The sequence below is a fragment of the Brevibacillus schisleri genome (assembly GCF_055685845.1).
In genome coordinates, this window is sequence record NZ_JBVNDM010000001.1 from 5,433,861 (window position 1) to 5,459,618 (window position 25,758).

Annotated in this window: 22 protein-coding genes, 1 pseudogene and 2 riboswitches; of the genes and pseudogenes, 3 read left to right on the plus strand and 20 right to left on the minus strand. The window is 48.2% G+C overall.

Features of this window, described 5'->3' with window-relative positions; translation table 11 throughout:
* Positions 1 to 12: 12 nt before the first annotated feature.
* The 12 genes from ACUUHJ_RS25850 to ACUUHJ_RS25905 form a co-directional block, all read right to left on the minus strand.
* Positions 13 to 1,131, minus strand: a complete 1,119-nt coding sequence (locus tag ACUUHJ_RS25850; RefSeq protein WP_289674427.1) for a Ger(x)C family spore germination protein — start codon at positions 1,129 to 1,131, stop codon at positions 13 to 15.
* Positions 1,128 to 2,216 (minus strand): GerAB/ArcD/ProY family transporter, encoded by a 1,089-nt coding sequence (locus ACUUHJ_RS25855; protein WP_472300352.1) that lies wholly within the window; start codon positions 2,214 to 2,216, stop codon positions 1,128 to 1,130. Before ACUUHJ_RS25855 ends, ACUUHJ_RS25850 begins: the two co-directional genes overlap by 4 nt.
* Before the next feature lie 4 nt (positions 2,217 to 2,220).
* Entirely contained in the window at positions 2,221 to 3,723 is a 1,503-nt protein-coding gene (locus ACUUHJ_RS25860; protein ID WP_472300353.1) for a spore germination protein, read from the minus strand.
* Between the two features lie 126 nt (positions 3,724 to 3,849).
* Positions 3,850 to 4,314 carry a 6,7-dimethyl-8-ribityllumazine synthase gene (gene ribH, locus ACUUHJ_RS25865; RefSeq protein ID WP_015893048.1) on the minus strand — a complete coding sequence of 155 codons (465 nt, stop codon included), beginning with the start codon at positions 4,312 to 4,314 and terminating at the stop codon, positions 3,850 to 3,852.
* Between the two features lie 16 nt (positions 4,315 to 4,330).
* Entirely contained in the window at positions 4,331 to 5,530 is a 1,200-nt protein-coding gene (locus ACUUHJ_RS25870; RefSeq protein ID WP_289674432.1) for a bifunctional 3,4-dihydroxy-2-butanone-4-phosphate synthase/GTP cyclohydrolase II, read from the minus strand.
* Between the two features lie 16 nt (positions 5,531 to 5,546).
* Complete coding sequence (locus tag ACUUHJ_RS25875; protein WP_289674433.1) at positions 5,547 to 6,203, minus strand: riboflavin synthase; 657 nt, start codon at positions 6,201 to 6,203, stop codon at positions 5,547 to 5,549.
* A 19-nt stretch (positions 6,204 to 6,222) separates the two neighbouring features.
* Positions 6,223 to 7,329 (minus strand): bifunctional diaminohydroxyphosphoribosylaminopyrimidine deaminase/5-amino-6-(5-phosphoribosylamino)uracil reductase RibD, encoded by a 1,107-nt coding sequence (gene ribD, locus ACUUHJ_RS25880; protein ID WP_472300355.1) that lies wholly within the window; start codon positions 7,327 to 7,329, stop codon positions 6,223 to 6,225.
* A gap of 132 nt (positions 7,330 to 7,461) precedes the next feature.
* Positions 7,462 to 7,606, minus strand: a riboswitch (FMN riboswitch).
* Between the two features lie 115 nt (positions 7,607 to 7,721).
* A riboswitch (FMN riboswitch) is annotated at positions 7,722 to 7,870 on the minus strand.
* A 68-nt stretch (positions 7,871 to 7,938) separates the two neighbouring features.
* Entirely contained in the window at positions 7,939 to 8,607 is a 669-nt protein-coding gene (locus ACUUHJ_RS25885; protein WP_472300357.1) for an HAD family hydrolase, read from the minus strand.
* A 154-nt stretch (positions 8,608 to 8,761) separates the two neighbouring features.
* Positions 8,762 to 9,694, minus strand: coding sequence for a c-type cytochrome (locus tag ACUUHJ_RS25890; protein WP_015893053.1), 933 nt, complete (start codon positions 9,692 to 9,694; stop codon positions 8,762 to 8,764).
* A 159-nt stretch (positions 9,695 to 9,853) separates the two neighbouring features.
* Positions 9,854 to 11,233, minus strand: a complete 1,380-nt coding sequence (locus ACUUHJ_RS25895; protein ID WP_472300359.1) for a sigma-54-dependent transcriptional regulator — start codon at positions 11,231 to 11,233, stop codon at positions 9,854 to 9,856.
* A 7-nt stretch (positions 11,234 to 11,240) separates the two neighbouring features.
* Complete coding sequence (locus tag ACUUHJ_RS25900) at positions 11,241 to 13,427, minus strand: sensor histidine kinase (RefSeq protein WP_472300361.1); 2,187 nt, start codon at positions 13,425 to 13,427, stop codon at positions 11,241 to 11,243.
* Complete coding sequence (locus tag ACUUHJ_RS25905; protein ID WP_472300363.1) at positions 13,424 to 14,419, minus strand: ABC transporter substrate-binding protein; 996 nt, start codon at positions 14,417 to 14,419, stop codon at positions 13,424 to 13,426. The genes ACUUHJ_RS25900 and ACUUHJ_RS25905 overlap by 4 nt, the downstream gene beginning before the upstream one ends.
* Positions 14,420 to 14,492: 73 nt before the next feature.
* On the opposite strand from ACUUHJ_RS25905, the pseudogene ACUUHJ_RS25910 reads away from it, so the two are divergent.
* Positions 14,493 to 14,837: pseudogene (locus ACUUHJ_RS25910) on the plus strand (aldo/keto reductase); the annotation flags it as partial.
* 145 nt (positions 14,838 to 14,982) lie between these two features.
* Here the strand turns inward: ACUUHJ_RS25910 and yunB are convergent.
* The 5 genes from yunB to ACUUHJ_RS25935 form a co-directional block, all read right to left on the minus strand.
* On the minus strand, positions 14,983 to 15,708 hold the full coding sequence (yunB, locus tag ACUUHJ_RS25915; RefSeq protein ID WP_289674443.1) for a sporulation protein YunB: 726 nt from the start codon (positions 15,706 to 15,708) through the stop codon (positions 14,983 to 14,985).
* Positions 15,709 to 15,775: 67 nt separating this feature from the next.
* Positions 15,776 to 16,804, minus strand: a complete 1,029-nt coding sequence (locus ACUUHJ_RS25920; RefSeq protein ID WP_472300365.1) for an MFS transporter — start codon at positions 16,802 to 16,804, stop codon at positions 15,776 to 15,778.
* The gene (locus ACUUHJ_RS25925; protein WP_472300367.1) at positions 16,789 to 16,929 is read right to left on the minus strand and encodes a hypothetical protein; all 141 of its coding nucleotides are present in this window, start codon (positions 16,927 to 16,929) and stop codon (positions 16,789 to 16,791) included. Before ACUUHJ_RS25925 ends, ACUUHJ_RS25920 begins: the two co-directional genes overlap by 16 nt.
* A 269-nt stretch (positions 16,930 to 17,198) precedes the next feature.
* Complete coding sequence (locus ACUUHJ_RS25930; RefSeq protein WP_472300369.1) at positions 17,199 to 19,109, minus strand: stalk domain-containing protein; 1,911 nt, start codon at positions 19,107 to 19,109, stop codon at positions 17,199 to 17,201.
* A 25-nt stretch (positions 19,110 to 19,134) separates the two neighbouring features.
* On the minus strand, positions 19,135 to 20,169 hold the full coding sequence (locus ACUUHJ_RS25935; protein WP_472300371.1) for a S1C family serine protease: 1,035 nt from the start codon (positions 20,167 to 20,169) through the stop codon (positions 19,135 to 19,137).
* 362 nt (positions 20,170 to 20,531) lie between these two features.
* Between ACUUHJ_RS25935 and ACUUHJ_RS25940 the strand changes: the two genes are divergently transcribed.
* A complete protein-coding gene (locus ACUUHJ_RS25940; RefSeq protein WP_015893064.1) occupies positions 20,532 to 21,011 on the plus strand; it encodes a cysteine dioxygenase in 480 nt (159 codons plus the stop codon).
* Between the two features lie 17 nt (positions 21,012 to 21,028).
* Here the strand turns inward: ACUUHJ_RS25940 and ACUUHJ_RS25945 are convergent, their stop codons facing one another.
* Together ACUUHJ_RS25945 and ACUUHJ_RS25950 are read right to left on the minus strand one after the other, a co-directional pair.
* Positions 21,029 to 22,345 (minus strand): globin-coupled sensor protein, encoded by a 1,317-nt coding sequence (locus tag ACUUHJ_RS25945; RefSeq protein WP_289674448.1) that lies wholly within the window; start codon positions 22,343 to 22,345, stop codon positions 21,029 to 21,031.
* A 123-nt stretch (positions 22,346 to 22,468) separates the two neighbouring features.
* On the minus strand, positions 22,469 to 23,260 hold the full coding sequence (locus ACUUHJ_RS25950; protein ID WP_289674449.1) for a hypothetical protein: 792 nt from the start codon (positions 23,258 to 23,260) through the stop codon (positions 22,469 to 22,471).
* A gap of 391 nt (positions 23,261 to 23,651) precedes the next feature.
* On the opposite strand from ACUUHJ_RS25950, the gene corA reads away from it, so the two are divergent.
* The gene (corA, locus tag ACUUHJ_RS25955; protein WP_234125509.1) at positions 23,652 to 24,587 is read left to right on the plus strand and encodes a magnesium/cobalt transporter CorA; all 936 of its coding nucleotides are present in this window, start codon (positions 23,652 to 23,654) and stop codon (positions 24,585 to 24,587) included.
* Here corA and ACUUHJ_RS25960 read toward each other — a convergent pair whose 3' ends face one another.
* Positions 24,588 to 25,682 (minus strand): HD-GYP domain-containing protein, encoded by a 1,095-nt coding sequence (locus tag ACUUHJ_RS25960; RefSeq protein WP_289674450.1) that lies wholly within the window; start codon positions 25,680 to 25,682, stop codon positions 24,588 to 24,590.
* Between the last annotated feature and the right edge of the window lie 76 nt (positions 25,683 to 25,758).

A 25,758-nucleotide genomic window follows, 5' to 3' on the forward strand; every position in this document is an offset into this window, starting at 1 on the left:
TGCTGCTGCTCCTTATTTCAATGTGCCAAAACCGACGATATCCACATGTACCTTGACGTTGAATTTCGCTTTTTTATAAAGGGCGAGACCCGTTTCGCGTGTCCATTTGCCATAATATTTTTGGCGAATGCTCTCCTCTAGCTGCGCCGGGTCAACCCCTTGCTTTTGAAAACGCACCAACATCTCCATGCTTTCCTTTTTGATCCGTTTCTCAAGCTCTTGAACCAATGTCCGAAATTGAGCCCGCTTCTCCAAATCCTTGCTGCCTGAATAGCCTACCAGCATTCCTCTTACCTTAAGATCGATGTGGATAACAGGCTTTTTCAGGCTGCCTACACTTCTTACTTTCGTTTTTGCCCGCACAAAATCGAAGACGACCTTTTCTGTTTGTTTTTTACCAGTTTTCGTCTCGTGCTGAAACTCGAAGCTCATGCGTGGCAAGCGTTCTCTTCCCAGAAACCCCTGAACGAGCTTCCCCTCTCGCTGTGAGTACATTCCGATCATCTTGTCTACTCGAAAAAGGGCCGCCTTGGTGATCTGAATCTCTCCGTCTCTATGAATGAGATAAGGAAGATTGGGGTCCATCGTGTTGCTGGTCATCATAAAAACAAAATCGTGAATGGTCGCAAAAGACGAAAAGGCCGTTTCCACTCGCGGACGAAGCAAGTTGTTCAAATACGTGTTGATTTCCGGCCTGTGGTTATAGGTTTTTTTGATGACATCTTTCGCTTTTCCTTTTACGATGGCAATGTATACATTTTCTCCTACAATCGGATTGCGATAGAGATCAAGGATGACTTTTCCGATCCCTACTTTGCGGGCGTATTCTTCACTGAACAAAATCACCCGCAATTGCGAGAGGGACATGGTCCTCTCTGCTTTTGTCGCGAGATTCAGCATCGCCTCGCTCGTCATCGAGGAAAAAGTCGAGTACACCTGCGTGGATTCTTTATTTTTGGAGGGAACCGGTACGGATACGGTGACATCTATCTTTTCCCGATCCACATAATCGAAGCCCATAACCCCAATCATGGCCATGTCTTCCAGTGCTGGCCGTTCGAGTTCGCCCCCGCACCCACAAAGGCTGAGCAAGAGGATAACCGTAACAATGAACCAGCTCGCCCTCTTCATGATATCCGCTCTCCTCTACCGAACCTCAAGGAATGAAGCAATAACAAAAAAATCGGCCACAAGATCAATCCATAGGCTATATAAACAGTCACCTTGTCATAAATGTAGCGTTGTTTTTCTACAGATAATGGCCCCACAATGAATAAAAACGAAATGATGGTCGGTAAAAGCAGATGCCACAGCCGAGTCTTTTCTGCCATTTCTTCAATACCTGTACGCGCAACCCACAAGTATCCCGTACTCGTGCTAAGAATGAGGAAGACCCAAAGACCAATCCCGAGATTTTCGATCCGTTCCAAAAAAGACAGCTCTACAGCCTTAAACAAATTCAAAATGGGATAAATGAGATTGTCCATTTGCCATTCGGAAAAATAAGCTACGCTTGTGATCAGGATCATAACGTACAGCAAAACAACAACCCATACCCCGATCAACACATGCTTGTGTGCCTTGTTCTTCTCTTGGATATATGGATAGAAAAACAGGACCAATTCATACCCAAGCATGCTCGCGGAAGAATTGTGTACGGTTTCGGCTATACTGCGCCAATCTGTGTTAATAAGAGGAAAAATATGCGTGATTCCTCCCTTTTGAAATCCGTACTGCAAAAGAAAAACCATCCAGCCCGTAAAAAAGAAGGTTAGCAGACAAAAACGCGCGATCAATTTGATGCCGCCATTTGTAATGTAGACCATGACCAAAGTCAATCCGATCAAAGGTAATGTGACTGTCTGATTGTTCAGCATGGAGGTTTGCACCAGCCTAACATATCCTTCATTGGCGGTAGATACACTCAGAATGGCGTAGAGGATAATCAGCACATTGAAACAGCGTCCCAACCATTTTCCCAACAGCTTTTCGTGAATCCGAAAAAGATTATCCTCTGGATAGCGACGACACAAGGCCATCATTGGAATTAACGTTAAGCTGACAATGCTTCCCAACAAAATCGGAGACCACCACAGATTGTAGCCTAGTTTGCTAGCAGAATGAGCCAATCCAAGTAAATTAACACCCACCATCGTATTCATAATCAATCCGATTACTAGGATCGGATTCAGGCTGGAAATTCTCCCTCTATCCATCTCCCTAGTCCTCCCCGACTGGCCGGACATGCTTTTGCTCTGCCCGGGACATGCGGTTGCGATTGACGATAAACCTCAATGGTGCACGTACGAGACCATTCATCAAATCCGTCCATTGACGCGGAACTCCCGGGGTCATGTACGGCGTCCCGAGAGAAGTCAGATTGAGCAAGTGCGCGAATAAAAACGACAGTGCCAGCATCTGGCCGTACATGCCCAATACACCTGCCATCAGGATGAAACCATAGCGAACGAGCCGAATCGCATTACTCATCAAAAAATTGGGTGGCACAAAAGAAAGCAGTGCCGATACAGAAACAAGGACGATCAGGATATTACTGGCTAACCCCGCTTGTACAGAGGCTGTCCCGATCACGATACCGCCAACGATACCGATTGTCTGGCCGATTTTAGTCGGCATGCGTATCCCCGCTTCCCGCAAGATCTCGATAACGAGCTCAATAATGAGCACCTCGATCACGGGCGGAAAAGGCACCCGACTGCGCGATTCAGACAAAATCGTCAGCAAAGCGGGAGGAAGCATTTCCGGATGGTACGTCAAGACAGAGACGTAGCTGGAGGTGAGCATAATGGTGATAAACAATCCGAAAAAGCGAATCATCCGAAGCAAGCTCGCCGTAGACCATCGATTGTAAAAGTCTTCGGGGCTGCTAAACATCTCCAGAAAGGACGTCGGACAGATCGCGGCATCCGGGCTTCCATTCAGCATGATTACGATCCTGCCGTCCAGCAAAGCTGCTGTTGCATTGTCAGGCCGACCCGTCAAGCCAAACTGCGGGAACGGAGAGTACGGCTTGTCCTCCAGCATTTGCTTTAGGACAGGCATCCCGACAAATCCATGGTAAATGACATTGTCGATCCTTTTTTTCACGCGCTCCACATTTTCTGCGTTCGCGATGTTCTCCAAATAAATCACGGCTACCTTGTTGTGCGCCTCAGTGCCGATCGCGTAGCTCGATACTTTCAGATGAGGTGTAGCAAGTCTTCTCCGAAGCAAGGACAAATTGATCTCCAGCATTTCAACAAAGGAGTCTTGCGGTCCAAGGACGGTTGCCTCCGTCTCGGATTTCGTAATGGAACGATGCGCGACCTGAAATGTATTCACATGAAGAATGAGATCCCTTTCCAGAAAAAACAAGATGGTATGACCGCGTAGCAAGTTACTCATCAACGTCTCCATATCGTCAAGAAGACATTCCTGTGAGAAAGGGAGCACCTCCATCGGATCTCTACCATCGGAACGCTGCAACGGAAGAAAGACATTCTCATAAATCTGGGACACATCCACCAGCGTATCGAGAAAAAAAACGTGTACCTCCTCGTCATTCATCTTCAATGACAAGCTGCTGAGATCATCCACGTTTTGCATACGTTGTTTTACCATATCCGGTGTAATTTGTTCGCTTCGCCGCGCATGAACCGAACGGATGCGCTTCTTTGCTTGTATGGCCTCTACTTGCGCTCTCCACCAATCAGTCGGCTTCATGCTAGATCCCCCTTTTTTTCAGGAAAATCTTTCTTACTTTGACCTATCTGTGGTTACTTTATCCAAAAAAATAGAAAACGGGAGCCGAAGCCCCCGTTGAACTATCTCGCTACCCATATGAAATGATTAGGCGAACTGCTTAGATAAGTTAGCCATTTCGATCGCTGCCGTTGCTGCTTCCCAGCCTTTATTGCCTGCTTTGGTTCCTGCTCGCTCGATGGCTTGCTCGATATTGTCTGTCGTCAAAACACCAAAAATAACGGGTATCCCAGTCGATAGTGATAGAGACGCAACTCCTTTTGCGGTCTCATTGCAGACATAATCGAAGTGTGGAGTGGAGCCACGAATGACAGCTCCCAATGTAACAACCGCATCATAGCGACCGGATTCCGCCATTTTTTTGGCGATCAACGGAATTTCAAACGCGCCCGGTACCCATGCCACATCTACCTGCTCATCCTCTACGCCGTGACGCTTCAGGGCATCGAGAGCCCCTCCGACCAGCTTGCTTACGATTAATTCGTTAAAGCGTCCTGCCACAATCCCTACACGCAAGCCTGTTCCAACCAAATGTCCTTCGAATGTTCTCATCGTTTATTCCCTCTCCTTATCCGTTCAGATGAAGCAGGTGACCCAGCTTCTCTTGTTTTGTTGATAGATACTGTTTGTTGTGCAGATGCTCCGGCGTTTGAAGCGGCACCCGTTCTTCTACTGCTAATCCGTAACCGGTAAGCCCGCGGATTTTTCGTGGGTTGTTGGTCAAAAGCCGCATGCGTTGCACGCCTAAATCCCGCAAAATTTGCGCACCGATACCGTAATCTCGCAGATCAGCGGCGAATCCTAGCTTTTCATTGGCCTCAACCGTATCCAAGCCTTCCTCCTGCAGCTTGTAGGCACGCAGCTTATTAATCAAGCCAATTCCTCTGCCCTCCTGGCGCATATACAATAAAATGCCGCGTCCATTCGCTTCGATCTGTTCCAATGCTGCGTGCAGCTGTGGGCCGCAATCGCAGCGATAAGAGCCGAAAACATCTCCTGTCAAGCACTCCGAGTGAACGCGGACGAGAATGGGCTCATCCGGACTGATCTCTCCCTTGATAAGAGCCACATGCTCTTTGCCATCCAGCTCATTCGTGTAAGCAGCAATCCGAAAATCACCGTAGGCGGTCGGAAGCTGCACTTCGATTTCCTTTTTCACCATGGATTCCGTCCGCATCCGATACGCGATCAAGTCTGCAATGGTAATCAGCTTGAGATCAAAGCGGCGTGCGATCTCTACCAATTGCGGCAGACGTGCCATGGAGCCATCTTCATTCATAATTTCGCAAATCACTCCCGCTGGAATGCCCCCCGCCAAGCGAGCCAAATCAACTGCCGCCTCTGTATGTCCCGCTCTGCGCAATACACCGCCAGCCTTCGCGATTAACGGAAAAATATGTCCCGGTCTGCGGAAATCGTCTGCGTCCTTCTGCTCGTCAAGCATCGCCAAGACCGTCTGAGAGCGCTCATGAGCAGATATCCCTGTATGTGTACTCCCTTCGTCGATAGACACGGTAAAAGCCGTTCCTTGCTTGTCTGTATTGGCATTCACCATCGGAGCCAGCTGCAAGCGAGTCGCGTGCTCTTCTGTCACTGGTACGCAAACGAGTCCCCTGCCATGTGTGATCATGAAGTTGATCATTTCAGGCGTAGCCGCTTCGGCCATGCAGACAAAATCTCCTTCGTTTTCCCGATCCTCGTCGTCTACCACGATGACCGCCTTGCCCTGACGCAAATCTTCCAATGCTTCTTCTATGCTGTGAAACATGCTTTCTCCCTCCTATTCACGCGAAGCCGTTTTCCTGTAAAAAGGCTAGACTGAGCCCGCCAGATTTTTCTGTACTGCCATGGTTTTGATAACCTAACAAACGCTCCACATATTTGCCGATGACATCCGTTTCGAGATTCACCAAGTCCCCAGGGCGTCTGTCTGCAAGACTCGTATTCGCCAGCGTATGCGGAATGATCGAAACGGTAAAACCGCTATCGTTTACGTCCACCACAGTGAGACTGATGCCATCTATGCAAATCGATCCACGGGCAATAACGTACTTCAACAGCTGCGGTTTGGCCTCGATCCGAAACACGACAGCATTCGCATTCACCTCTCGTGAAGCAACCATTCCGGTCCCGTCTACATGTCCGGAGACGATATGCCCGCCGAATCGGTCCCCCAGCCGCATCGCTCTCTCCAAATTCACTCGCTGTCCACTGCGTAATTGGCGCAAGCTCGTCTTGTTCATCGTCTCTGGCATCACATCGACGCTAAACTGGCGATTGGTGTAAGAAGTAACGGTAAGGCAAATACCATTGACCGAGATGCTGTCACCGAGCTTCACCCCTTCGAGTATCTGCTGTGCGCGGATGACCAGTCGACTCGCCTGCTCGTTCCCTTGAATCGATTCCAACACGCCCACTTCTTCGACCAGTCCTGTGAACATGCTCTCTCCTCCTCACTCGTTACGTCTGATCCTCCCATTGTGGGTACCCGCTGATTTGTACATCGCTTTTCCCGATCGGCGTGATCGTGACATTTGTCAGCTGTACCGCTTCCCCCATCGTCGCAAAGCCTTGACCTCCGAATGGCGAAGGCGCACCGCTTCCCCCGATCAGCTTTAGCGCGATATGGCTCACGACCTTTTGAATCACTCTCGCCTGCAAAAAGGAGCCATTGACCTCCTGCCCGCCTTCCACAAGCAACGAGGTAATTCCCTGCTCTCCCAACGTATCCAGCACCTTTTCCACGCGAATTGGCCCTGCCGTTGTGATAACTTTTACTCCTCTTGCCGCAAGTAGCTCCTGCTTTTCCTTTGGGGCTGCATCTGTCGCAAAGATCCATGTCTTCGCATCTGCATTCTGGACCACACGGGCATCCAGCGGCGTCCGTAAATGGCTGTCCAAAATCACGCGAACTGGCTGGCTTCCAAAACGCTGCTCTTCCTGGCGCGCCGTCAACAGTGGGTCATCCGCGAGAATCGTCCCTACCCCAACGAGGATCGCATCGTGCTGCCTGCGCAATTCATGCACCTCTGCCCGAGCCTCTGCACCAGTAATCCATCGACTGTGTCCCGTGAACGAAGCAATTTTCCCATCCAATGTACTGGCCGTCTTTACCGTCACAAATGGACGTCTTGTTTGGATGTAATGGAAAAAGACTTCATTGAGCGCCTTCGCTTCCTCTTCTCTCACGCCCACCGCTACTTCCACTCCTGCTGCCCGCAGCAGCTCCATTCCTCTTCCCGCCACCAATGGATTCGGATCGAGCGTCGCTACAACGACACGACGTACATCGGCTGCGATCAACGCCTCTGCACACGGCGGTGTCTTCCCGTAGTGACTGCAAGGCTCCAAGGTCACGTACACGGTCGCACCTTGCGCTTTTTCCCCAGCCATCCCCAGCGCGTGCACCTCAGCATGGGGCTCTCCTGCCCGCAGATGCGCTCCCATTCCGACGATGGTTCCATCCTTCACCATCACAGCTCCGACCATGGGATTCGGACTGGTTTGACCTCGTGCCGATCGTGCCAATTCCAGCGCCAGATCCATGTACTTGCTGTCCTGTTCCATACCGCACTCCTTTCTGTTCCATCATTCCAGCCAAGTACAACACAAAAAGCCCTTGAAACCTCAAAGCGTTTCAGGGCATAGGGAAAGAAGCCTTACCTCATTCATTTTTCCAAAAAACAAATGAAGAAAGCACAAAATCTTCTTCCATCCGGACTGTACCGTCGGCTCTGGGTTTTCACCAGATCAGTCGCTGCAAGTGTGGTCAGCGAGTCGCGGGCTCAGACGTACGTACGCCATTACCGCCGGTCAGGAATTTCACCTTGCCCTGAAGATTGTCGCTATGAAGTTTTCACGAAAAACAAAAACGCCCATGAATATTATGCTCAGGGCGTTCAGAAAGAAGCCTTGCTTCTACCGTTTTTTTGAAAAAAAACAGCGAAACAGGCCGTTCCAAATACCTTCTCCCATCCGGACTGTACCGTCGGCCTTGGATTTGCACCAAGTCAGTCGCTATCAACTGCTTACGATAGCGAGTCGCGGGCTCAGACGTGCGTTCGTCATTACCGCCGGTCGGGAATTGCACCCTACCCTGAAGGCTGGTATTCAGTTAGGCAAAGTATAGCATATTTTTCGCGATTGTCTGTAATCATTTATTGGAGAAGTGCACTTTTACTCTTGCTTGCACATTTCGAGGACCTTCAGTAGTTCTTTTAAGTCCCTAATGTATGCCCTTGGCACAACACCGTTTCGCTCCATTTCCTGCTCGTTCCCTTGATAGGCAATAAAAGCAACTTGTCCATCGCATGCCGCCTTACCATCGATCCACGAATCCCCGATCATCGTCCAAGCCGAAACAGGCCAATCTGGCTTGCGGCTGCGAATATAGTGAATGCCCGATGGAGATGGCTTCAAGATCGTCATCTGCTCGCGGGCGACGATTTCGTCAAAGTAAGAGGCGATTCCCGTCTCGTTCAAAGCCTCCTCCGCAGCGGCATAAGCGTTATTGGTCAGGATATACAGCTGATAGCGGTTCTTCAATTCTTCTAACACTTCTACCGCGTGCTGCTCCAGCACAGCGCCATGCATCCCTTCCTTCTCGATCACGGTTACCGCATCCCACATCGCTTGCTCCAGCTCTCTCGTCATTTGCTCTGCTTTTCGCCCGATCTCAATGAGCTGTGATGCGGTATGCTCTTCCCACTCAAGTGCGGGAGAAACGATCCCATTGTCCACCCATAGCTGAAAGATGGCCCGCTTCATCTCTGCGAAGTTGATCCTGGATTGCAATAAGGTATTGTCCATATCGAAAATAATGCCTTTTTGAAAGGTTTTACTCATTTTGCGTCTCCTTTTTTGATAATACGCCATGCTTGTCCAAGAATGACGGAATAATCTGGTGGCTGCTCCTACCATTTTATCAAAAAGAGGACGATCCCTTCGTCATTTTATAACTTTTGGGACAGTCCCCTTTCTGGGGTTCGGTATTTAGTTCCTATTGCTTCTTCTTGGCGCTGTCTACTTCATACGGCACATCCTTTGGAACGCCTCCAGCTGGCCAGTCTTGTGCCTTTTTGGCAAAGTCCGGACGTGGCTTGGACAAAATATAGGCAGCTAGGTCCGCCGCTTCTTGATCGGTTAACGAGCCTTGCTTGATACCGCCCATTTCCCCTAGAGGCATATTGCGCTGAATGTAGCCAGCAGCTTTGGAAATACGGGCCATACCTGCACCAATATTGAAGGAGTTATCCCCCCATAGGGCAGGTCCAGAGTTTGGTCCTGTTCCTGAACCATCAGCTGCGTGGCATTGTAAACACGATTTTTGAAAGAGAGCTTCTCCATTTGCCACATTCGGTTGAGGTACGCTCTTCATATCATTTTTCTCTATCCACGGGCGCTCTTTAATGCCTACTGGTACGTCTGTTGAGATATACGACAGATAGGCTACCATCGCTCTCATTTCATCGCTGTTGTAAGGCAATGGCTTTCCGTTCATGCTTCGTTGAAAACAACCATTGATGCGATCTTCAATGGTAACCACTTTGCCAGACCTTGGAATGTACTGGGGATAGACTGCGGTGACACCCGTTAAAGGGGAGGTCGCATCCATTCCGGCATTACCGTGACAGCTAGAGCAGGAGAGCTTATTCCCTGTATATTCAGGGATCACTGTGCTCGTTTCATTCATTAACTTATGTCCATACTTAATCGATTCTCCCAATGGCCCTTCTGGCACCTTGTCCATACTAGGCGGGGTGTAGGAATCTAGATTGATCGCTCCCGATGCCCCACTCGCTGTTTTATCTTTGGCCTCACTCGCTGTTGAGGTGGGTTGGGCGGTCTGCTGTGTAGCGCAGCCAGCAAAGACTAGCATCGCCACTACAACCATGGACAGCTTCTTCCAGCCTGTCTTCTCTTTTTTGATCATAGGTCTCACTCCTCCATGTTGATCGTGTATTCGCTAGGGTAAGAGTAGCAAGAGGCATGCCAAGCCATAAAAGCTGGAAAACGAACGACTTGGCGCTTCCAAACAGCAAGAAAAAGAAAAGACCATGCCAAAATGTCATGGTCAATACGCGACAAAATGTCACGGTCGCAGCTCGTACTCTTCGATTTTTCGATACAGATTACGTACGCTGATCCCTAGCTTCTCAGCTGTCTTGGTCTTGTTCCATTGGGAAACGTCCAGCACATGCTTGATATGTTCTCGCTCTACATTTTTCAGTAAAAATGCATCTTCCTCGCCCGTTTCTGCTGATGTAGTGAGCTTTCGATCTGACGGGTTGCTCGGTACTAGCTGTTCGTGCGGAAAGAGATCCTTGTCGTCAATCTCCTCTCCTTTTGCCAAAACGACAGCGCGTTCGATCATATGAGCCAACTCCCGAACATTCCCCGGGAATGAGTAGGCCAACAGAGCTGCCTGCGCTTTCACAGAAAGCGGTTTGACTGGATACTTACGCTTGAGGCGATTCAAAAAGAAAGCAGACAGTGGCAAAATGTCCTCTCTTCTCTGCGTGAGAGGTGGAATCGTTATATCCATGACATGCAGCCGGAAATAAAGATCGGATCGAAACGTTCCTTCTTCCACTTTCTTTTCCAGATCGGCATTGGTAGCAGCGATGATCCGCACATCCACCTTGTGCAAAATCGGACTCCCTATTCGGCGAAATTCACCAGTTTCCAGAAAACGGAGCAGCTTGACCTGCAAAGGAAAAGGCAAATCCCCTACTTCATCCAAAAAGAGCGTTCCTTGATGGGCAATCTCTACTAGTCCCTTTTTCTGAGCAGTTGCACCAGTAAAGGCTCCCTTTTCATGCCCGAACAGTTCACTTTCCAGCATCGTTTCGGGTATTGCTCCCAAATTGATTGGTACGAATGCCTCTGATGCCCTCACACTACATTCATAGATGAGTCTCGCGATGACATCCTTCCCTGTCCCACTTTCCCCTTTCAAGAGAACGAGAAAATCCGTACTGGCTACTCGCTTGGCAGTAGCTAGGACCTCCTTTAGCTTCGGGCTTTCCGCAACGATTTGAAACGTCGTTTTCCCGTTTGTCGATAGAGCTTCTCTCAACTGTTTGTTTTCCTCGGTCAACTGCTGTTTTTCGACGGCCTTGGAAATCAAAACCTCCAATTCATTGAGGTTGTAAGGTTTTGTCAAATAATCATAAGCGCCGCGTTTCATTGCTTCGATCGCTGTTTCGATGGTTCCGTGTCCCGTCACAACAATGATTTGAATCGCAGGAGAGGTTTCCTTGCACCATTGCAAAAAGGAGAGACCGTCCATCCCGGGCATTTTCAAATCAAGCAATATGACATGAATTGTTTCGCTGGTTACTAGCTTCTGTGCGCTGATTCCGTCAGATGCTTCCAGCGTGGTATATCCCTTTCTCTTCAATCGACTGGTTAATAGATGGCGGAAATCTGCTTCGTCATCAACAATGAGTATAGGTGTGTCAGTGTGCATCTTTTGTTCATTCCCCCTTTGCCGACGGCAGGATGACCGTAACAGTCGTACCTATGTTTGGCGTACTTTCGATCTCGATTTCTCCGCCTAAATTCGTCACAATCCCGTAGCAGACCGATAACCCGAGACCAGTCCCTTTTCCAGGAGGCTTGGTTGTATAAAAGGGCTCCAAAACGTGTGGCAAATCTGCTGCGGGTATTCCACATCCATCATCTCTGATCCACAGACGGAGTCTATCATTCGATGGAGAATCAGTTGCTATCTCAATAGTTCCTCGCTCCTCGGTCGCGTACAACGCATTGGTTAACAGATTGAGCAAAATCTGCTGAAGCTGTCCAGGGGTAGCAAGAAGAAAAGGAGCAGAGGCCGACAGAGACTGGTTGACCGTTACCTGTTTGACACGTATTTCATGGGACAGAAGAATGAGAATGTCTGATAGGACTTGATGAATATCTACTTTTTCTACGATAACGGGTGATTTCCCCGAAAAGTGCAGCAATCGGGTCGTGATTTCCTTGCAGCGGTTAATTTGTTTGTCCATCGTGTCCAAGTATTGGGTAAGCTCTCCTGTGTCCTGTAAATCTCGAATATCCTCTTCCACCAGACGGTCTCGCAAGTCTTGTCCATACAACGACAGAATGCCTAATGGATTATTGATTTCATGGGCGATGCCCGACGCCAAGAGTCCAATAGCAGCGAGCTTGTCTGCTTGTGCGATTGCGGCTTCCAGCTCTCGTTTCTCCGTGATGTCCTCGATAACCTCTAGAAAAGCAGACGACTCTTTCTCCGGATGCAGAGGGAAAACCTGATGGCGATAAGAGCGGACACGTCCATCTTGATCGACTCTGGTGGAAATAAGGTCAGTCTGCTTTTGGTTTACCATTTGTCGCGTTCGGAGCATGCAACTACTGCATGAACTAAATTGCTGACCAATCGTCAGGTGGCAGTCTTTCCCTAAGAGATTCGCCGCATCCTGGAACCACGCCGACGCTGTTTGGTTAATCCAGCGAATGCGAAAAGATTCATCTACGAGAATCAGCCCCATCCCCATCCCACTGACGACGAGATCAAGCCGTTTCTTTTCATCCAGAAGCTGATTGGTCTTCGTCTCCAGACTCTGTGCCATTTCATTGCAGGACGCTGCTAGTCTGCCAATTTCATCTGAGGTCGTCACTGGTATTCGCACAGATAAATCGCCACCTGCGATTTTTTGCACAGCGGATTCGATCTTTTCCATTAATCGGCTAAACGAGACAGAAAATACAATGCTAATCCCCAACACGATAAGTGCGATGAATAAGGTCGCAAAGAGCAGAGACTGTTCCAATTTTGAGAAGGCAGCAAACGCCGTTTGGCTCGACTGCTCCAGCATAATGACCCAATGCGTGACAGAAGAGCGCATGGCATAGTTGACCATGACATCTCCATTGGAAGCTTGATACGTACGGATAACAGGCTTGTCTGTTCGATCAGGTAGTGTCCAGGAGGGAGGAACCGCTTGTTCATAATAGGTCAAAGAGCCATCAGAAGGCTTGCCCAGCATAAACGGATCTGCAAACCTATCGCTTTTCCCATCTGTGACAAACAAATAGGCCTCGTTTTCATATCGGGCTCGCAGCGTGACTTGTTCGAGCAACTGCTTTACATTGAGCTTTGCGTACATGCCGCCTTTTACACCGTTGGCAGATACATGAGGGATCGCGACCGATACCAGCAGCTTCCCTTCCGCTGATCGAACAATGCTGCCGATGTATGGCTTTCCCGACTGGATGGTAGGAAGAAGTTGGTTGTCTTGCTCACTGACTGTGGCCACTCTCTGGTGCTTCCAGCGATTCAGCAAAAATTGTGGCTCTCCATCCTGATGAAAAAGCGCGACCTCCTCCATGTAAGGGGAGGTTTTCAATAACGTATTCAACAAAAAATAAGCATCTTCATCGCTAGGGCGCTCATTGAGAAAACGCTGCTGAACCACCTGCATGGATTGGGAAGTATGTAAAAAAAGCATATCCAACTGCGCCAACGTATTTTCCACGTAGATCTGATTGGCTCTGTCTACCTCTTCTCGAACCTTTTCTTTACTGGTATGCAGATTGATAGAACCAAGAATTAGAAAAGGGATGATGGACATGCATAGTCCAAACAGGAGCATCTTTGTCTTCAGTCGATTGATGCGTGGTAGTCTGCTCCTTCTCATTTGTCCTTCACTCCATACCATTCCTGTGCCAGTGACCACTGTTGATCGGTTACGGTAATCGGAAGCTTGGACAGGGAAGTCGCATTGACAACTAATCGCACGTCATCCGGCCATTCGATAGACAGAGCGGTAGGCGGCACTCCATCCAACACCCGCGCCACCATATGAGCAGCCTGCATGCCTTGTGCATGAAAAGAAACGCCGTAAGCGGCATACAAACCAGCCTTCACCTGCTCGGGATAAGAGCCCATGACAAACAATTGCTTCTCGATCAAAAGAGGCAAGCAATCGGTAATCGCGTCTTCCAGAACATAGCTAGGTAAAGGAAGCATGGCGTCGTATTCTCCTGGAGAAAGCCTACTGAGCAATAGCTCTAAATCTCTTGGGGATGCAACCTGCTCCACCTGCAAGTGAACACCGAGCAAGGAAGCAGCTGACCTTGCTTCTACGATGGCTTGCTCTGTCGTAGGAGCATGAGAATCGGCAATGATCAGGATGCGCTTGGCGTCAGGCAACAAACGCGTTGTCAGCTCCAATCTTTTCCCAATCACATTCATTTGGCCATTGCTGATTCCACACGTAACCGTCCCCTCTGTCTCAACAAGTGGTAGCTCGACCAATGAGGCGACACCGATAAAAACAATGGGAACCGTCGTTGTCTCCTGTTGAATCAAAAAGGTCTCGTGCGCCCCTGTCGTGACGACTACATCAGGCTTTTTGGAAATCAAGTCCTGGACAAGGGAGCGCTCCTCCTCAAGAGTTCGAGCCTTATTCAAATAAACAGGCGCATACTGAACACGTACTCCTTCACCGAGACCTAATGATTGTAATCCCGCCTTTAATCCCGCTACTTTATCTTTTCGATCCTCATTGGCAATCACAATTCCTATCGTGTACAGATCGACGTCCTGTTTTTGCTGACTACTGGACCAATCGAGCAGAGTTCCTGCCACTAATATGAGGAGAAAGAGGATTTTCCTTTGTTTCTTCATAGGTATCACATCCATCTCTCATCATAGCGGCAAATGATTGCAGAAAATGTGAATAATTAACAAACCTTGGTCTATGAATACGGAGTGGCCTAAATATTATACTTGTTATAATCTGTTTAATTTTGGAAGGGGGAACTGGATTACTCACGGTGCTCAAATAGATGACACCACTGCAAAAGCCTGCGTACATGCTGCATTAGACGCTGGAATCACCACGTTTGATACTGCTGATGTGTATTCGGAGACGAAAGCAGAATCGATTTTGGGTGAGTCTTTAATGGGGATTCGTCGTGAAGGTATTGAGTTGTGCACGAAGGTTTTCCATCCGACCGGTACAGGAAAAAACGATTGGGGTCTCTCCCGCAAACACATCATGGAAGCTTGCCACGCTTCCCTTCGCAGACTGCAAACAGTTTACTCGCAGCGCGATTGAAATGAAGTTCTTCTGCTACTGCAATAAAGTAGCGTAGTTTTTTCAAGTCCATGCTTAGGCTATTCCTTCTTTCCTAAAGCCTTATGAAAAAAGCGACAGCAACGCGCTGCCGCTTTTTCCTATTCAGCGATTACGGAGTGCTGTTCGGTGTATCACCAGGGATTCGCGGTACATCCGGCTTGCCTTCCGAGTTGTTATACAAATACGTCGGCACATCGCCAATGATCAAGGAATGGGTGATCGGGATTTTCGTCGTGACCGTCTGCTCCTCAGTCGCAAAAGGGATGACGATGCGCAAATCGACCTCCACGAAAATATAAACCGTCGCCAGCACCATGTTGATACCTGCTTCCTTCAGCTCTGTCTCCAGCTTGGTCTTGACCGAACCAATGGGCACGAAAGTCACTGGCAAATTCGGCCCCATCGATGCCAAAAAGGAGTTTCCTGTAGCCAAACCAAGCGGGATCGTGCGGTCTACTTTTTCTTGCTCGAACTCTTGGAGCTTATTCTGGACTCTCGCTGTTGTTTCGCCCACGATTCTTGCATATTCCTTGAAGTTGAACTGATACGCCTGAATCTGCCCCTTGTTGTTTTTCTCGATTTTGACAATCTGATTGAAGTCGACGCCTTGCTGCGAAATCCGCTTGGTTACGGCATCTGTTATCGCCTCTTTCGCCAATTGCTCGGCTTTTTGCGTCGCCAGGATCACGAGAGTGGGCTCCAATCGATTTTGCAAAAACACAAGGGTCTGTATCGTCAAAACAAAAAAGATAACCAACGCGATCAAAAACGCTCTCGTACGTGAAAGCGGGTTTCTCCAACGCCGACGGGGTCGAAATACGGCCAATCCCGACACCTCCCAACTGGTACATCCTATGGTTAGAGGGTGGAAAAAAGACTACGTGTATCGAGAGGCCGGATTTCTATTTTTTGGGGGAAAAAGCAAGATACAAGCCAAATCCGATCAGCCCTGCGACAAACATCAATTGGGCAAATACCAGCATCCCAAATAAAGTGAAGGAACCCGCCAAGAATGGAGCCATGAGAAAACCAGCGAAGAACCCGCTTCGACTCAAGAGCCCCTGCACCCCCATCACCTTGCCGCGCAGCTCGTTTTGGGCTTGCTGCAAAAGTGTGCTCTCATAAACCTGTGCTGCCCCGGAAAAAAGACCCGCGAAAACCAAGAGAAAAAGCACAAACACAGCATGGTTTGCCGCGAATGCCCCTACAATCCCCGCGGAACAAACAGCATAAGCGACGAACATCCCATTCACCAGCTTTACCCGCAAACGCGCTGCCACATAGGAGCCAATCAAGCCTCCGACGCTCATCGCCGTCCACATCAATCCGTGCAGGGTAGCATCACTACCACGCAATTGATCCGCCAAAAAAGGCAACCCGTAATTATACGCAGACGTACTGAGTGATACGAGAAAAGCTAACAGGCTAATCGTCAGAAGCACGGGTGTTTCCCGCAAGTAGCGAAGGGTGACACGAAAGCCGCTCGATGCTTTTGACGCAGCTCGCGCATTGTCCTCCTTCACCTCCCACCGAAGTCTCGTCAGAATCCATGCAGAGAAAAGAAAGCTGGCGGCATCCAAAACGATCACAATCGTATAGCCATAATGATCTGTCAGCCATCCACCCAGCATGAAGCCAATAATGCCGACCAATGATTCCAGCCGAACCTTCCATCCATTGACCTGAACCAGTTGCTCACTCCCAAAAATTTGCGGCATGGATGCCTGAAAGCTAATATGAAACAGCGTATACAGCATGCCATTGAGAAAAGCCGCTGCAATTAATACATACGGTGTCGGATAAAAAGCGATGGCCACAATAGCAAGACCTGCCCCCATGTCGCTTGCGATCATGGTACGCCTTCTGTCCATTCGATCGGCCAATATGCCTGCCAAGGGACTAAACAGCATCCCCCCTAGTTGTCTTGCCACAAAAAAGCGGTCATCCAATAAGCACTATGTTCAAATGTAAAAATCAACGCGCTAAACGCGATCAAATTCATCCGTGATCCCAAGGACGACAACGCATTGACATACAAATACCATTTGTGATTCATCTGCATCCAAACCTCCCGATCCTGACAGGTGGTTTGGATCAACGCCCCCCTCTAGTGGGTGCGTTCACTGATTATGGCAGTTGACATGCGCATGCCTCCTCAAAATTGAAATAAGAAGCTCATTTGTCCGGAACATTCTGACGGGGGCGCTTCCCCAAATCGTCCTGTACGGCATTTGCTGCCGCACTTCCATGATAGGTGGTATATAGGCTAGTTGTCGACAAAAAAACGGCTGCCATCCCGACAGCCGTTCAGCCTTACTTCCTTTATCATTTTGTAAACGTAAGAGAATTCGCTACTTTTTGCAGACGCTCTTCTGCGGCCTTTGTTTTAGCTGAATCCAACAGCGACCAATACAGTAAATACGTACTGTTTCCTTTTTCGATAAAGTAGAGGGTGCGTTCGAAGCGTACACCCGCTTCGTTTCCTTGGACATGCAGCTTGTGAGCAGGCTTACCTGCCAGCGTCGTCGCTTTATTTTCTTTGAGTGTAAATTCGATTGCTTTGCTCTCCTCAATGTTTTTGAGGATGAGATCCTTTACGGTGCTCAATTTACCGGGGATTGCCTGGAAAGTAAAATCTCCACCCAAAAATGCATAATACCGTCCTCCGTTCTCTCCCCCTGTTTCCTGCCAATACTCTGGAATCTCCAGTGAATACGTAGCATTCTTGTCTTTGATGATGACCGTCTTATTCTTGTCGATTTGATCATCATCCGCGATTTGCCCAAGTAACGGATTCATTTTCGAGGGATCGATGGATAAAGACTGCTTGATCGTACGCGTGAGGTCGGTTATTTCCTCCGTAGGCTCATCCTTCATATACGCGATCGTAATCAAATACTTGTACTTGCCTTTCGTGAAAAATAGATATTGATGCGTATACCAGGTCGTTCCATCCAAGAAGCTGTATTCCTGTTCCTTTGCGGCCTCGCCTGCAATCGAGGTAGATCCTACTTCTGGACTGACCTTGATATAGTTTTCGTTCATATCTTCCCGATTGCGCTTTTCATGGTCTTTGACCCACTCGTCCAGCGTAAGACCTTGCTCCTTGGAGGTAATCTTGATCTTCATCCACTCTGTACCTGCATCATTAGAGAAGAGCATGTCATCACCGTAGTTCGGAGTCCACTCCGCTGGTACTTTTACTTTTAAGGCAAAGTCATCGTCCTTGTACCAACGGTAGTTTCCTTCCACTGTGGACAAGTCCTTCACTGACTTTTCACCGGTCGGAAAGTCTAGGGTGAAGCTATCTAACAAGCTTTTGTAGACACTGTATTTCGCAGGATTGTGGAAGTCGACCTCGTTCTCTAGCGTGAGCGTAACGTAATAGATGTTGCTCCCTTTTTGATAGGCTCGTTCTTCATTCATATTACCCTCAGAAGATTTCGTGATCAGACGTGCATACGGCTGTTTGTCATTGGCTATATATTCTTTTGACAGGATAGAATTTTCCGTCATGTCAGCCAAGCGGGTTAATAATCCGTTGCCTGAAAGGTTCTCCGGTTGGTTCGTCTCAATGCTAATATCGAGCCAATAGGTTGCTTCCTTGGCGTCTTTGAACAGGACGTAATTCCCTTGGAAGCTCTGATGCGCCTGAATCATGCCAGTAGGGTACTTCATCGACCAGCCATAATAGCTATCACCAATCTTTGTTTTGCCCACATCGCTATCGAGGGAGCTGTCCGCCTTGGGGGCATCTCCTTGCTTTGTCCCCATGATACTTACGTCTTTTGTCTTGGCATCGATCACAATCGTAAGCCCCAAGCCTTGGGTAAGTACCGTGAGCGGCACCATTGTTTTGCCGTTTTTCGTCTCGGGCGATGCGGTCAAGGTCACGGCCTTGCCATTGATCCACACTTCCTTGCTGCCTGGCGCAAGCTTCACACTCTTTGTCTTGTAGATGAGCTCGATCAATTTCGTCTCGTTGTCATACTGAAGCGCAACTCCAAATGCGGAGGTTAACAGACTGAGTGGAACCATCGTCGTTCCTTGCGAGAGATACGGCTCCTCGACTGTGACATCAACACCGTTTACCTTCGCATTACTCGCGTTTAATTTAAGCTTTACCTCTACGTTTTGCTCTGCTTGTGTATTTGCTGCCCAAGCTACCTGACTTGTTGTCAATGAGACAGCCAGCATTGTTGCTGCACAAAGGAACTTCCAATTCTTCTTAGCCATGACGCTCTCCCCATTTCCTTTTCCTCTACGGATGCTTGGTAAATTGCACTTTACGTTTAACCATATCGCCACCAGACTGCACCATGAGCTCTACGGTTTGTCCTGGCAAGTATTTTTTTAGCAGCTCATTGAATTCAACCAATGTACTGAACGGAGCTTGGTTGATGGAATAAATGACGTCCCCCAATTGAAAGCCTGCCTTTGCCGCCGGTGAGCCCGGCTCAATGCGTGTAATGCGCAACGGCTCTTTCGTCGGAAGTCCGACCACAGCTGCCCAGCTCTCCTCCAATTCTGCACCCCAGTAAGGACGATTTACTTTGCCATATGTAAAAAAGTGGTTCATGACGTATTGCGCTGTATCTGCGGGGATCGCAAAGCTGAGATTATCGATTCCTACTGAAACGAATTTCATCGAATTAATCCCGACGACCTCGCCCTTTACGTTGACGAGTGGTCCCCCACTATTTCCCGGATTGATGGAAGCATCTGTCTGGATCAAGCGATATGTCGAGCTGACCGACCGATTTGCCCCGCTGATAATACCCAGCGTGGCTGAATTGCGTAACGAAACAGAGATCGGTGTCCCAATCGCGATCACTGGCTCTCCTACACGGATCGCGTAATTAGATGCGAATTTTGCCGGCTGCAAGCCCGTTGCCTGAATCTTCACCAGAGCCAAGTCGCTCTCTTCATCCATATTCGTAACGGTTCCACCGTATTGCTTGCCGTCTACCGTAATGACTGTGAGATTGCGCATATCCTTTACGACATGGGCGTTCGTCAATATCCAGCCGTCCGCTTTTACAATGACACCCGTCCCATGAGCGAGATTAAAACGGTTATCTCTACCGCTCTCATTCCCCTCCGGTTTCCCAACTATCGCTACTACACTCGCAGAAACACGCGCTACTACCCCCGGAATATCCGCTTCCACGATGGATGCGTACGAAGTCTTTGATACAACTGGGACGTTTCCTTGAGCATATGCCCCTTGCGATGTTCCAACTGTGAACATGATCATGAGCATGCCTTTAGCTAGTAGCCCTTTCTTCCTCTCCATTTACAAATCCCCCAATGAAATCCAAGTCCATACAAAAAGAAAAGAGGCGCTCTTTATTCTAAAGCGTCCCCTGATCAAACAAACGACTCTTCATTTACAATGTGATAATAATAAATAATTCCCTGTGTCGAAACAAGCCAACCTTTTCGACAAACATCGACATATGTGGTGAGTCAGCTAATTGTCGATAGCACAAAAAAGACGCTTTTTCTCTAAAAGCGCCTTAAACTCAAGTAGTCCTGTTGATTTACAATGCAATAATATTGGTAAAGAAATTCCTTTTGAACAAGCTCAGCCTATCACTACTCTTGAAATTTCATCATATGGTGTAGGTAGTATGACTTTCGTTTGGGAGGTTATTTATGAATCTGGAACGTCTGGAACAAGCATTTGGCTCCCTCGTTTCGCCTACTCCTGCCCAGCTTAGACACGCTCTCGTATCCCTGTCTCCTTGCATGGAACAACTCGGTCCATACATCCCGGAGCCGCTAAACCTCCCCTATGGACGCAAAGTATTATTCTCCACGCCACATGTAGAAGTGGTCTTGATCCACCTGCCGACGGAACAGGAATCCATTCCGCATAATCACGGTGATTCTTTTGGATGGGAATTGGTAGTCTCAGGTACATTAACGAATATGATTTATGTCCAAACGAATAATGAAAATGAAGTTCTACGAGCACAAACAACTCATGTCAGCACGGGTGAATACTATTTTGTTGAGCCCGGGGAAATTCATGCCATTCGCAACAATGGACAAAGTCCGGTTGTTTCCATAAACGTTTACAGTCCTCCATTACGTAATTGTCGCCAATATTGCCCCTTTGAACCGACAACGTAATCCTGATTTTTGTTTTTCTACAGGTTTTCTGTTATTTCCGATAGCTCATCCGCAGAGCTGGCGACCTGTGCCACTGCTTGGTTCATATCTTCCATGACCTTGAAGAAGTTTTCCAGCTCCCGCTGAATTCGTGAGCTCTGTTCTTTACTGTCTGAGACAGCGCTCATGATTCCTTCAAAAAAGGCATTCGTCTCGTTTGCTACCGCAGTGCTCGATTGGACCAGCGCTTGAATTTCTACCACGACAGACGAGAGAACCACTGTCTGTTGGTTTGTCTTTTCGATCAGCTCACGCACACCAAATACTGACTTTTTCGTCTGTTCTGCCAACTTGCGCACCTCATCGGCTACAACAGCAAATCCGCGTCCCTGTTCGCCAGCCCGTGCTGCTTCAATCGCTGCATTTAAAGCCAAGAGATTCGTCTGCTCAGCAATCGCCGTCACGACCTCCACAATCCCTTGGATTTTTTCGGCGTTTTTCTCCATCGCGTTCATTTCTTCCGAGATTTGCTTGACGCTGCTCTGAATCAAGCACATTTGTTCCTGTTGTTTTTCCAGCTTTTCTTTGCCTTCACGGGAAAGATCTTGTGCTTTCGTGGAAAAGCCCGTGCCATTTTCAGCAAAACGAAGCACTTCTCTCGACTGTTCTGTCAATTGCACCACAGACGCGCTGTTTTCTTCTGATACCGCTGCCAGCTCATGTGCGGAATTAGTCAGGAGGATTCGCAGCTCGTCCTTTTTGTCTTGATCCGCTCGCCTTGCCTTTTCATGCTCGTTTTCATATTCCTCCAGCACAATTTGCTGTTCGATGCTGAGAATCTTCGTGACGGCCGTGATGGCTTGTACGAACTCGTCCTTGTCCGCGATGTTTTTTTGCAAGAGATCAATCAAGGAGACCAGCATATTTTGGAATGCACTCAAGTACCACTTTGGTTCCAAGCCAATTCGCATATGAATAACCGCGATTCTACTGCGCTGTTCAATGTAGGCGCTGTCGATGCGTCCGCTAAACATTTCGCAGATATGGTGCTTCAACGTTAGTTTCAACCGTTCAATCGTGCTGTTTTGGTCTACAATTTTCATTAAAAGCGGTTCATTTTCAATACTGGCATAAAAGTAATCAATAATAGCCTCAATATTTTGAATGATAAGTGGTTGAAGTGCTTTCACAATACTCAGTTCTTCTTCGGTCAGGTTGATCATTGCTAGTTGCTTCGCGAGTGTGCTTTTCCCTACAATCTGAACTTCCCCCTTTTCCTTCACCCCCTGAAAAAAAGATTCACTTTTTCCTTTCCCTTTTAATCCAAAAAAGGTGGAAAACGGACATGTGCTCATAGCCTGAACTCCTTTTGTCTGAGTACATATATCTCTGGAATATCTTTTCATTATATACCTCTTTACAAACGGGTGTAAACCGCCCACCTTGACAATGGACGGTTGAATGAGCCTTGCTAACGCCTACATTTCCGCTTTCCTCACGACTGCCCGTTGCAGCTTCCAGCTTGTCTTGTCCCATTTCCAGTACGACTCCACATACGCGATCGTATCGGCGTTGGCAACACCGCTGACTCTCTGCTCCCCTTGTAATTCACAGATGCCATCGCGGTTCTCATCGATGGGCTTGAGTACGCTGAAGGTGTTTGGCAATACCTCTACTGGAGAAACCAGCTTCCCGTTCTTGTAGACACCATTTTCTTCATATATTTTTTTGCGGTCAGACAAATCGAGAACGACAGTCTCCCCCGTCTCCTTGATCGTCAACTTCACTTTGTAATGATCCTGATAGGAGCCCGAAATCGTCAAGGGTTGCGGAACAGGCAGAATCGCCGGCTTATTGTTCTTGTCTGCGAACAAATAAAACTCAGACGTCCCTGCACTGCCCCCAGTCGGCGCCTGAAGCAAAATTTGTTGCACACCCCCTCCGGTAAAATCACAAAAGAACATCTCCGGCTGATAGGCGCCATACGGTGTGGTAAAAAAGGTTGTTTTTTTCGCAACGGGGTCTTGCACCATGATTTTTAAGTGTTCGAAGTAAGGACTGTCTGCTGCAAATCTCTTTCCTAGCAGCGTTATAAGATCTGGCTTACCATCGCCTGTCACATCCTGCCGTTTAATCTGGATTTCCTCAAACACAGTCGGAGGAGGCTGTACGTCTCTCACCTCCAAGGCAAGAGCAGCTTGTCCCCACCCAGCTCCTGTCAACATCCATACGATACAACCAATCATACCTGCCCTCATGCTTGTCCACATGTCGATACATCCACCTTTTCATCTGCTCAGCTTATTTGTAGTATGCAAAAAATGGCTTTGGTCATACCGTCCTACACGGTAAAATAAGAGAGAGGGAATGTAGAAAGTGAGGAACACTATGGCAATAAAACGTGCGGAGGTTCGCATGAGTACGAATCAAAAGGAATTACCAGCACTAGCCGCAGCGGGAAAGCGGACGAGTTGACGTTCATACATATAGGATGAAGGCTTTCATCGAGGAGGCGAACTTGCATGACGACTCCCAAGCAAGAGCGCATATCAAAGGCTCCGCCCAGCCGCCGGGCACTTCGCTCTGCTTATGAACTGATTCTCACACAAATCTGGCCCCGTCTACCCGCCGCAACCGAATCCACTTGCAGGAGAATCGAACATGAAGATCAGACTCGTACAAAACGGAATCATCACTGAGATAGAAGACATCGAAGAGGCTGCTACTCCACCTGTGAACGGGTTTTACTGGATTCATGCCACGCCATTCGATTTGGATATTTTACAGCCGCTGTTCGGACTGCATCATCTGGCTGTGGAGGACTGTATCGACGAGGAAGAACAGCGGCCCAAGCTGCAAAACTACGAGGATCATTACTTTATGGTCATCAATGGCATTACCTTTCACAATCATGATATCTTCTTGCGTGAAATCAATATTTTTCTGGGTAGCAGCACCATCATCACCGTAACGAAGCAGGAGGCCCCTGAATTCACTACCATGCTTTCGATCATCCGGGAAAAGGAAGTCAATCGCCCCGATACATTTCTCTACTACCTGGTCGATCAAATTGTCGATCTTTATTTTGATGTGACCGAAAAAATTGAAGACCTGCTTGAAGATCTGGAAGAACAAATTTTGATGCACACGAAAAAATCCCATCTGGATCAAATTATCGGGCTGCGCAGTGAAATCCTGTATGCCCGTAAAATGCTCGTTCCCCAGCGCGATTTGATTGACGCCCTACATAAAAAAGAACTCCCGCTCATTCAACCTTATCTGCGGAAGTACTTTGGCGATATTGTAGACGATGCCAGCAAAATTGTAGAGAGCTTTGAAGCTTTTCGCGAGCTCATCGGGAACTTGCGCGAAGCGTATCAAGCGGCGCTTGCTGGCAGAGCCAACGATATTATGCGTGTTTTTACCGCCTTGACAACGATTTTTATGCCGTTGACGATTGTGACCGGTATATACGGGATGAACTTTGATGTGATGCCTGAGCTGCGTTCACCCTACGGCTACTACATCGTACTGGGATGTATGGCGGCTATCGGCACGACGATGTTTATCATTTTTAAAAAGAAAGACTGGCTCTGATTATACCAAATCGCCACAGGCGATGATCATGAGCGTCAGCATTTTGGACAAGTCACACTCATAGGGATGCTCGATATCCCGACCTTCCTCATCCACCAGAACTCTGACGATCGGACGGCTCGGCATTCCTTTGTTCGAATCGACAACAACACCAGACAGACCATTGTTCAGGGTGACGGTCAGACCAACAGGGTAGAGTGCAATCGTATTTCGCAAAGCCTCTACATAGACTTGGTCAAACAGTTTGCCTGAACCGGAGTAGAGCACCTCCATCGCTTCGTGAGGAAGCATTCCGCGACGGTATACCCGATGCGACGTCAGGGCATCGAATACATCAGCCACAGCCATCAAGCGACCAAACGGATGAATCTCTTCTTTTTTCAGGTGCCGTGGATAACCTGAGCCATCCCAGCGCTCGTGATGCTGAAAAGCACAGTGGGCTGCAAGCAACGGGATGTCGTCTTGACGACGTAGCATTTCAAAGCCGATCTCCGTGTGTCTTTTCATAATTTCAAATTCTTCTTGCGTCAGGCGGCCCGGCTTTTTCAAAATGTTGTCTGGGATATGCACTTTTCCGATGTCGTGGAGCATACCGCCAATACTAATCTCCAACACTTCTTTTTCCGAACAACCGGTATTGATGGCAAGAGCTGTGCTATACAAGGCAACGTTAAATGAGTGCGTGAATATGTAATTGTCGAAGGCGCAAGCATCTGCCAATAAATTTATGGCTGAATCACTGTTGTTCAATTCATCCGCAACGATTTGCATGACATCACGCAGCTTACGTCCCAAACCCTTGTCCGAAAAAAGCTGTTGCCATTTGTCCGGGACTTGATGAACAGTTCGGAATGTATCGTGAATCATGGACATTGCTTGTCTGCGAGTATTTTCGGAAATGACTGTCTCCACGATGATATCATCGGTGCGCTTGTCTTGGATGTAGAGACTGTTCACGTTTTTGGTTTTGAGTCGATCTATCATTCGTTGGGTTAGTTCTACTCCGGCCCCAACGAGAATCGTTCCATTCTCTGTATAGATGGAACGAGCCAGTTTATCACCCGGCTGGCATTTTTGAATGGATTTCAGTCGCATTTCCTTTCCTTCGCCTTTCCTCAGGGTATCCCTATTATAGCGTGATTCGACTTGATTCTACATGAATTTTTTTCTA

Coding starts and splice junctions, on each gene's coding strand:
- ACUUHJ_RS25850 (WP_289674427.1), bottom strand. CDS start 1,131: ATGAAGAGGGCGAGCTGGTTCATTGTTACGGTTATCCTCTTGCTCAGC.
- ACUUHJ_RS25855 (WP_472300352.1), bottom strand. CDS start 2,216: ATGGATAGAGGGAGAATTTCCAGCCTGAATCCGATCCTAGTAATCGGA.
- ACUUHJ_RS25860 (WP_472300353.1), bottom strand. CDS start 3,723: ATGAAGCCGACTGATTGGTGGAGAGCGCAAGTAGAGGCCATACAAGCA.
- ribH (WP_015893048.1), bottom strand. CDS start 4,314: ATGAGAACATTCGAAGGACATTTGGTTGGAACAGGCTTGCGTGTAGGG.
- ACUUHJ_RS25870 (WP_289674432.1), bottom strand. CDS start 5,530: ATGTTTCACAGCATAGAAGAAGCATTGGAAGATTTGCGTCAGGGCAAG.
- ACUUHJ_RS25875 (WP_289674433.1), bottom strand. CDS start 6,203: ATGTTCACAGGACTGGTCGAAGAAGTGGGCGTGTTGGAATCGATTCAA.
- ribD (WP_472300355.1), bottom strand. CDS start 7,329: ATGGAACAGGACAGCAAGTACATGGATCTGGCGCTGGAATTGGCACGA.
- ACUUHJ_RS25885 (WP_472300357.1), bottom strand. CDS start 8,607: ATGAGTAAAACCTTTCAAAAAGGCATTATTTTCGATATGGACAATACC.
- ACUUHJ_RS25890 (WP_015893053.1), bottom strand. CDS start 9,694: ATGATCAAAAAAGAGAAGACAGGCTGGAAGAAGCTGTCCATGGTTGTA.
- ACUUHJ_RS25895 (WP_472300359.1), bottom strand. CDS start 11,233: ATGCACACTGACACACCTATACTCATTGTTGATGACGAAGCAGATTTC.
- ACUUHJ_RS25900 (WP_472300361.1), bottom strand. CDS start 13,427: ATGAGAAGGAGCAGACTACCACGCATCAATCGACTGAAGACAAAGATG.
- ACUUHJ_RS25905 (WP_472300363.1), bottom strand. CDS start 14,419: ATGAAGAAACAAAGGAAAATCCTCTTTCTCCTCATATTAGTGGCAGGA.
- ACUUHJ_RS25925 (WP_472300367.1), bottom strand. CDS start 16,929: ATGAATCACAAATGGTATTTGTATGTCAATGCGTTGTCGTCCTTGGGA.
- ACUUHJ_RS25930 (WP_472300369.1), bottom strand. CDS start 19,109: ATGGCTAAGAAGAATTGGAAGTTCCTTTGTGCAGCAACAATGCTGGCT.
- ACUUHJ_RS25935 (WP_472300371.1), bottom strand. CDS start 20,169: ATGGAGAGGAAGAAAGGGCTACTAGCTAAAGGCATGCTCATGATCATG.
- ACUUHJ_RS25940 (WP_015893064.1), top strand. CDS start 20,532: ATGAATCTGGAACGTCTGGAACAAGCATTTGGCTCCCTCGTTTCGCCT.
- ACUUHJ_RS25945 (WP_289674448.1), bottom strand. CDS start 22,345: ATGAGCACATGTCCGTTTTCCACCTTTTTTGGATTAAAAGGGAAAGGA.
- ACUUHJ_RS25950 (WP_289674449.1), bottom strand. CDS start 23,260: ATGTGGACAAGCATGAGGGCAGGTATGATTGGTTGTATCGTATGGATG.
- corA (WP_234125509.1), top strand. CDS start 23,652: ATGAAGATCAGACTCGTACAAAACGGAATCATCACTGAGATAGAAGAC.
- ACUUHJ_RS25960 (WP_289674450.1), bottom strand. CDS start 25,682: ATGCGACTGAAATCCATTCAAAAATGCCAGCCGGGTGATAAACTGGCT.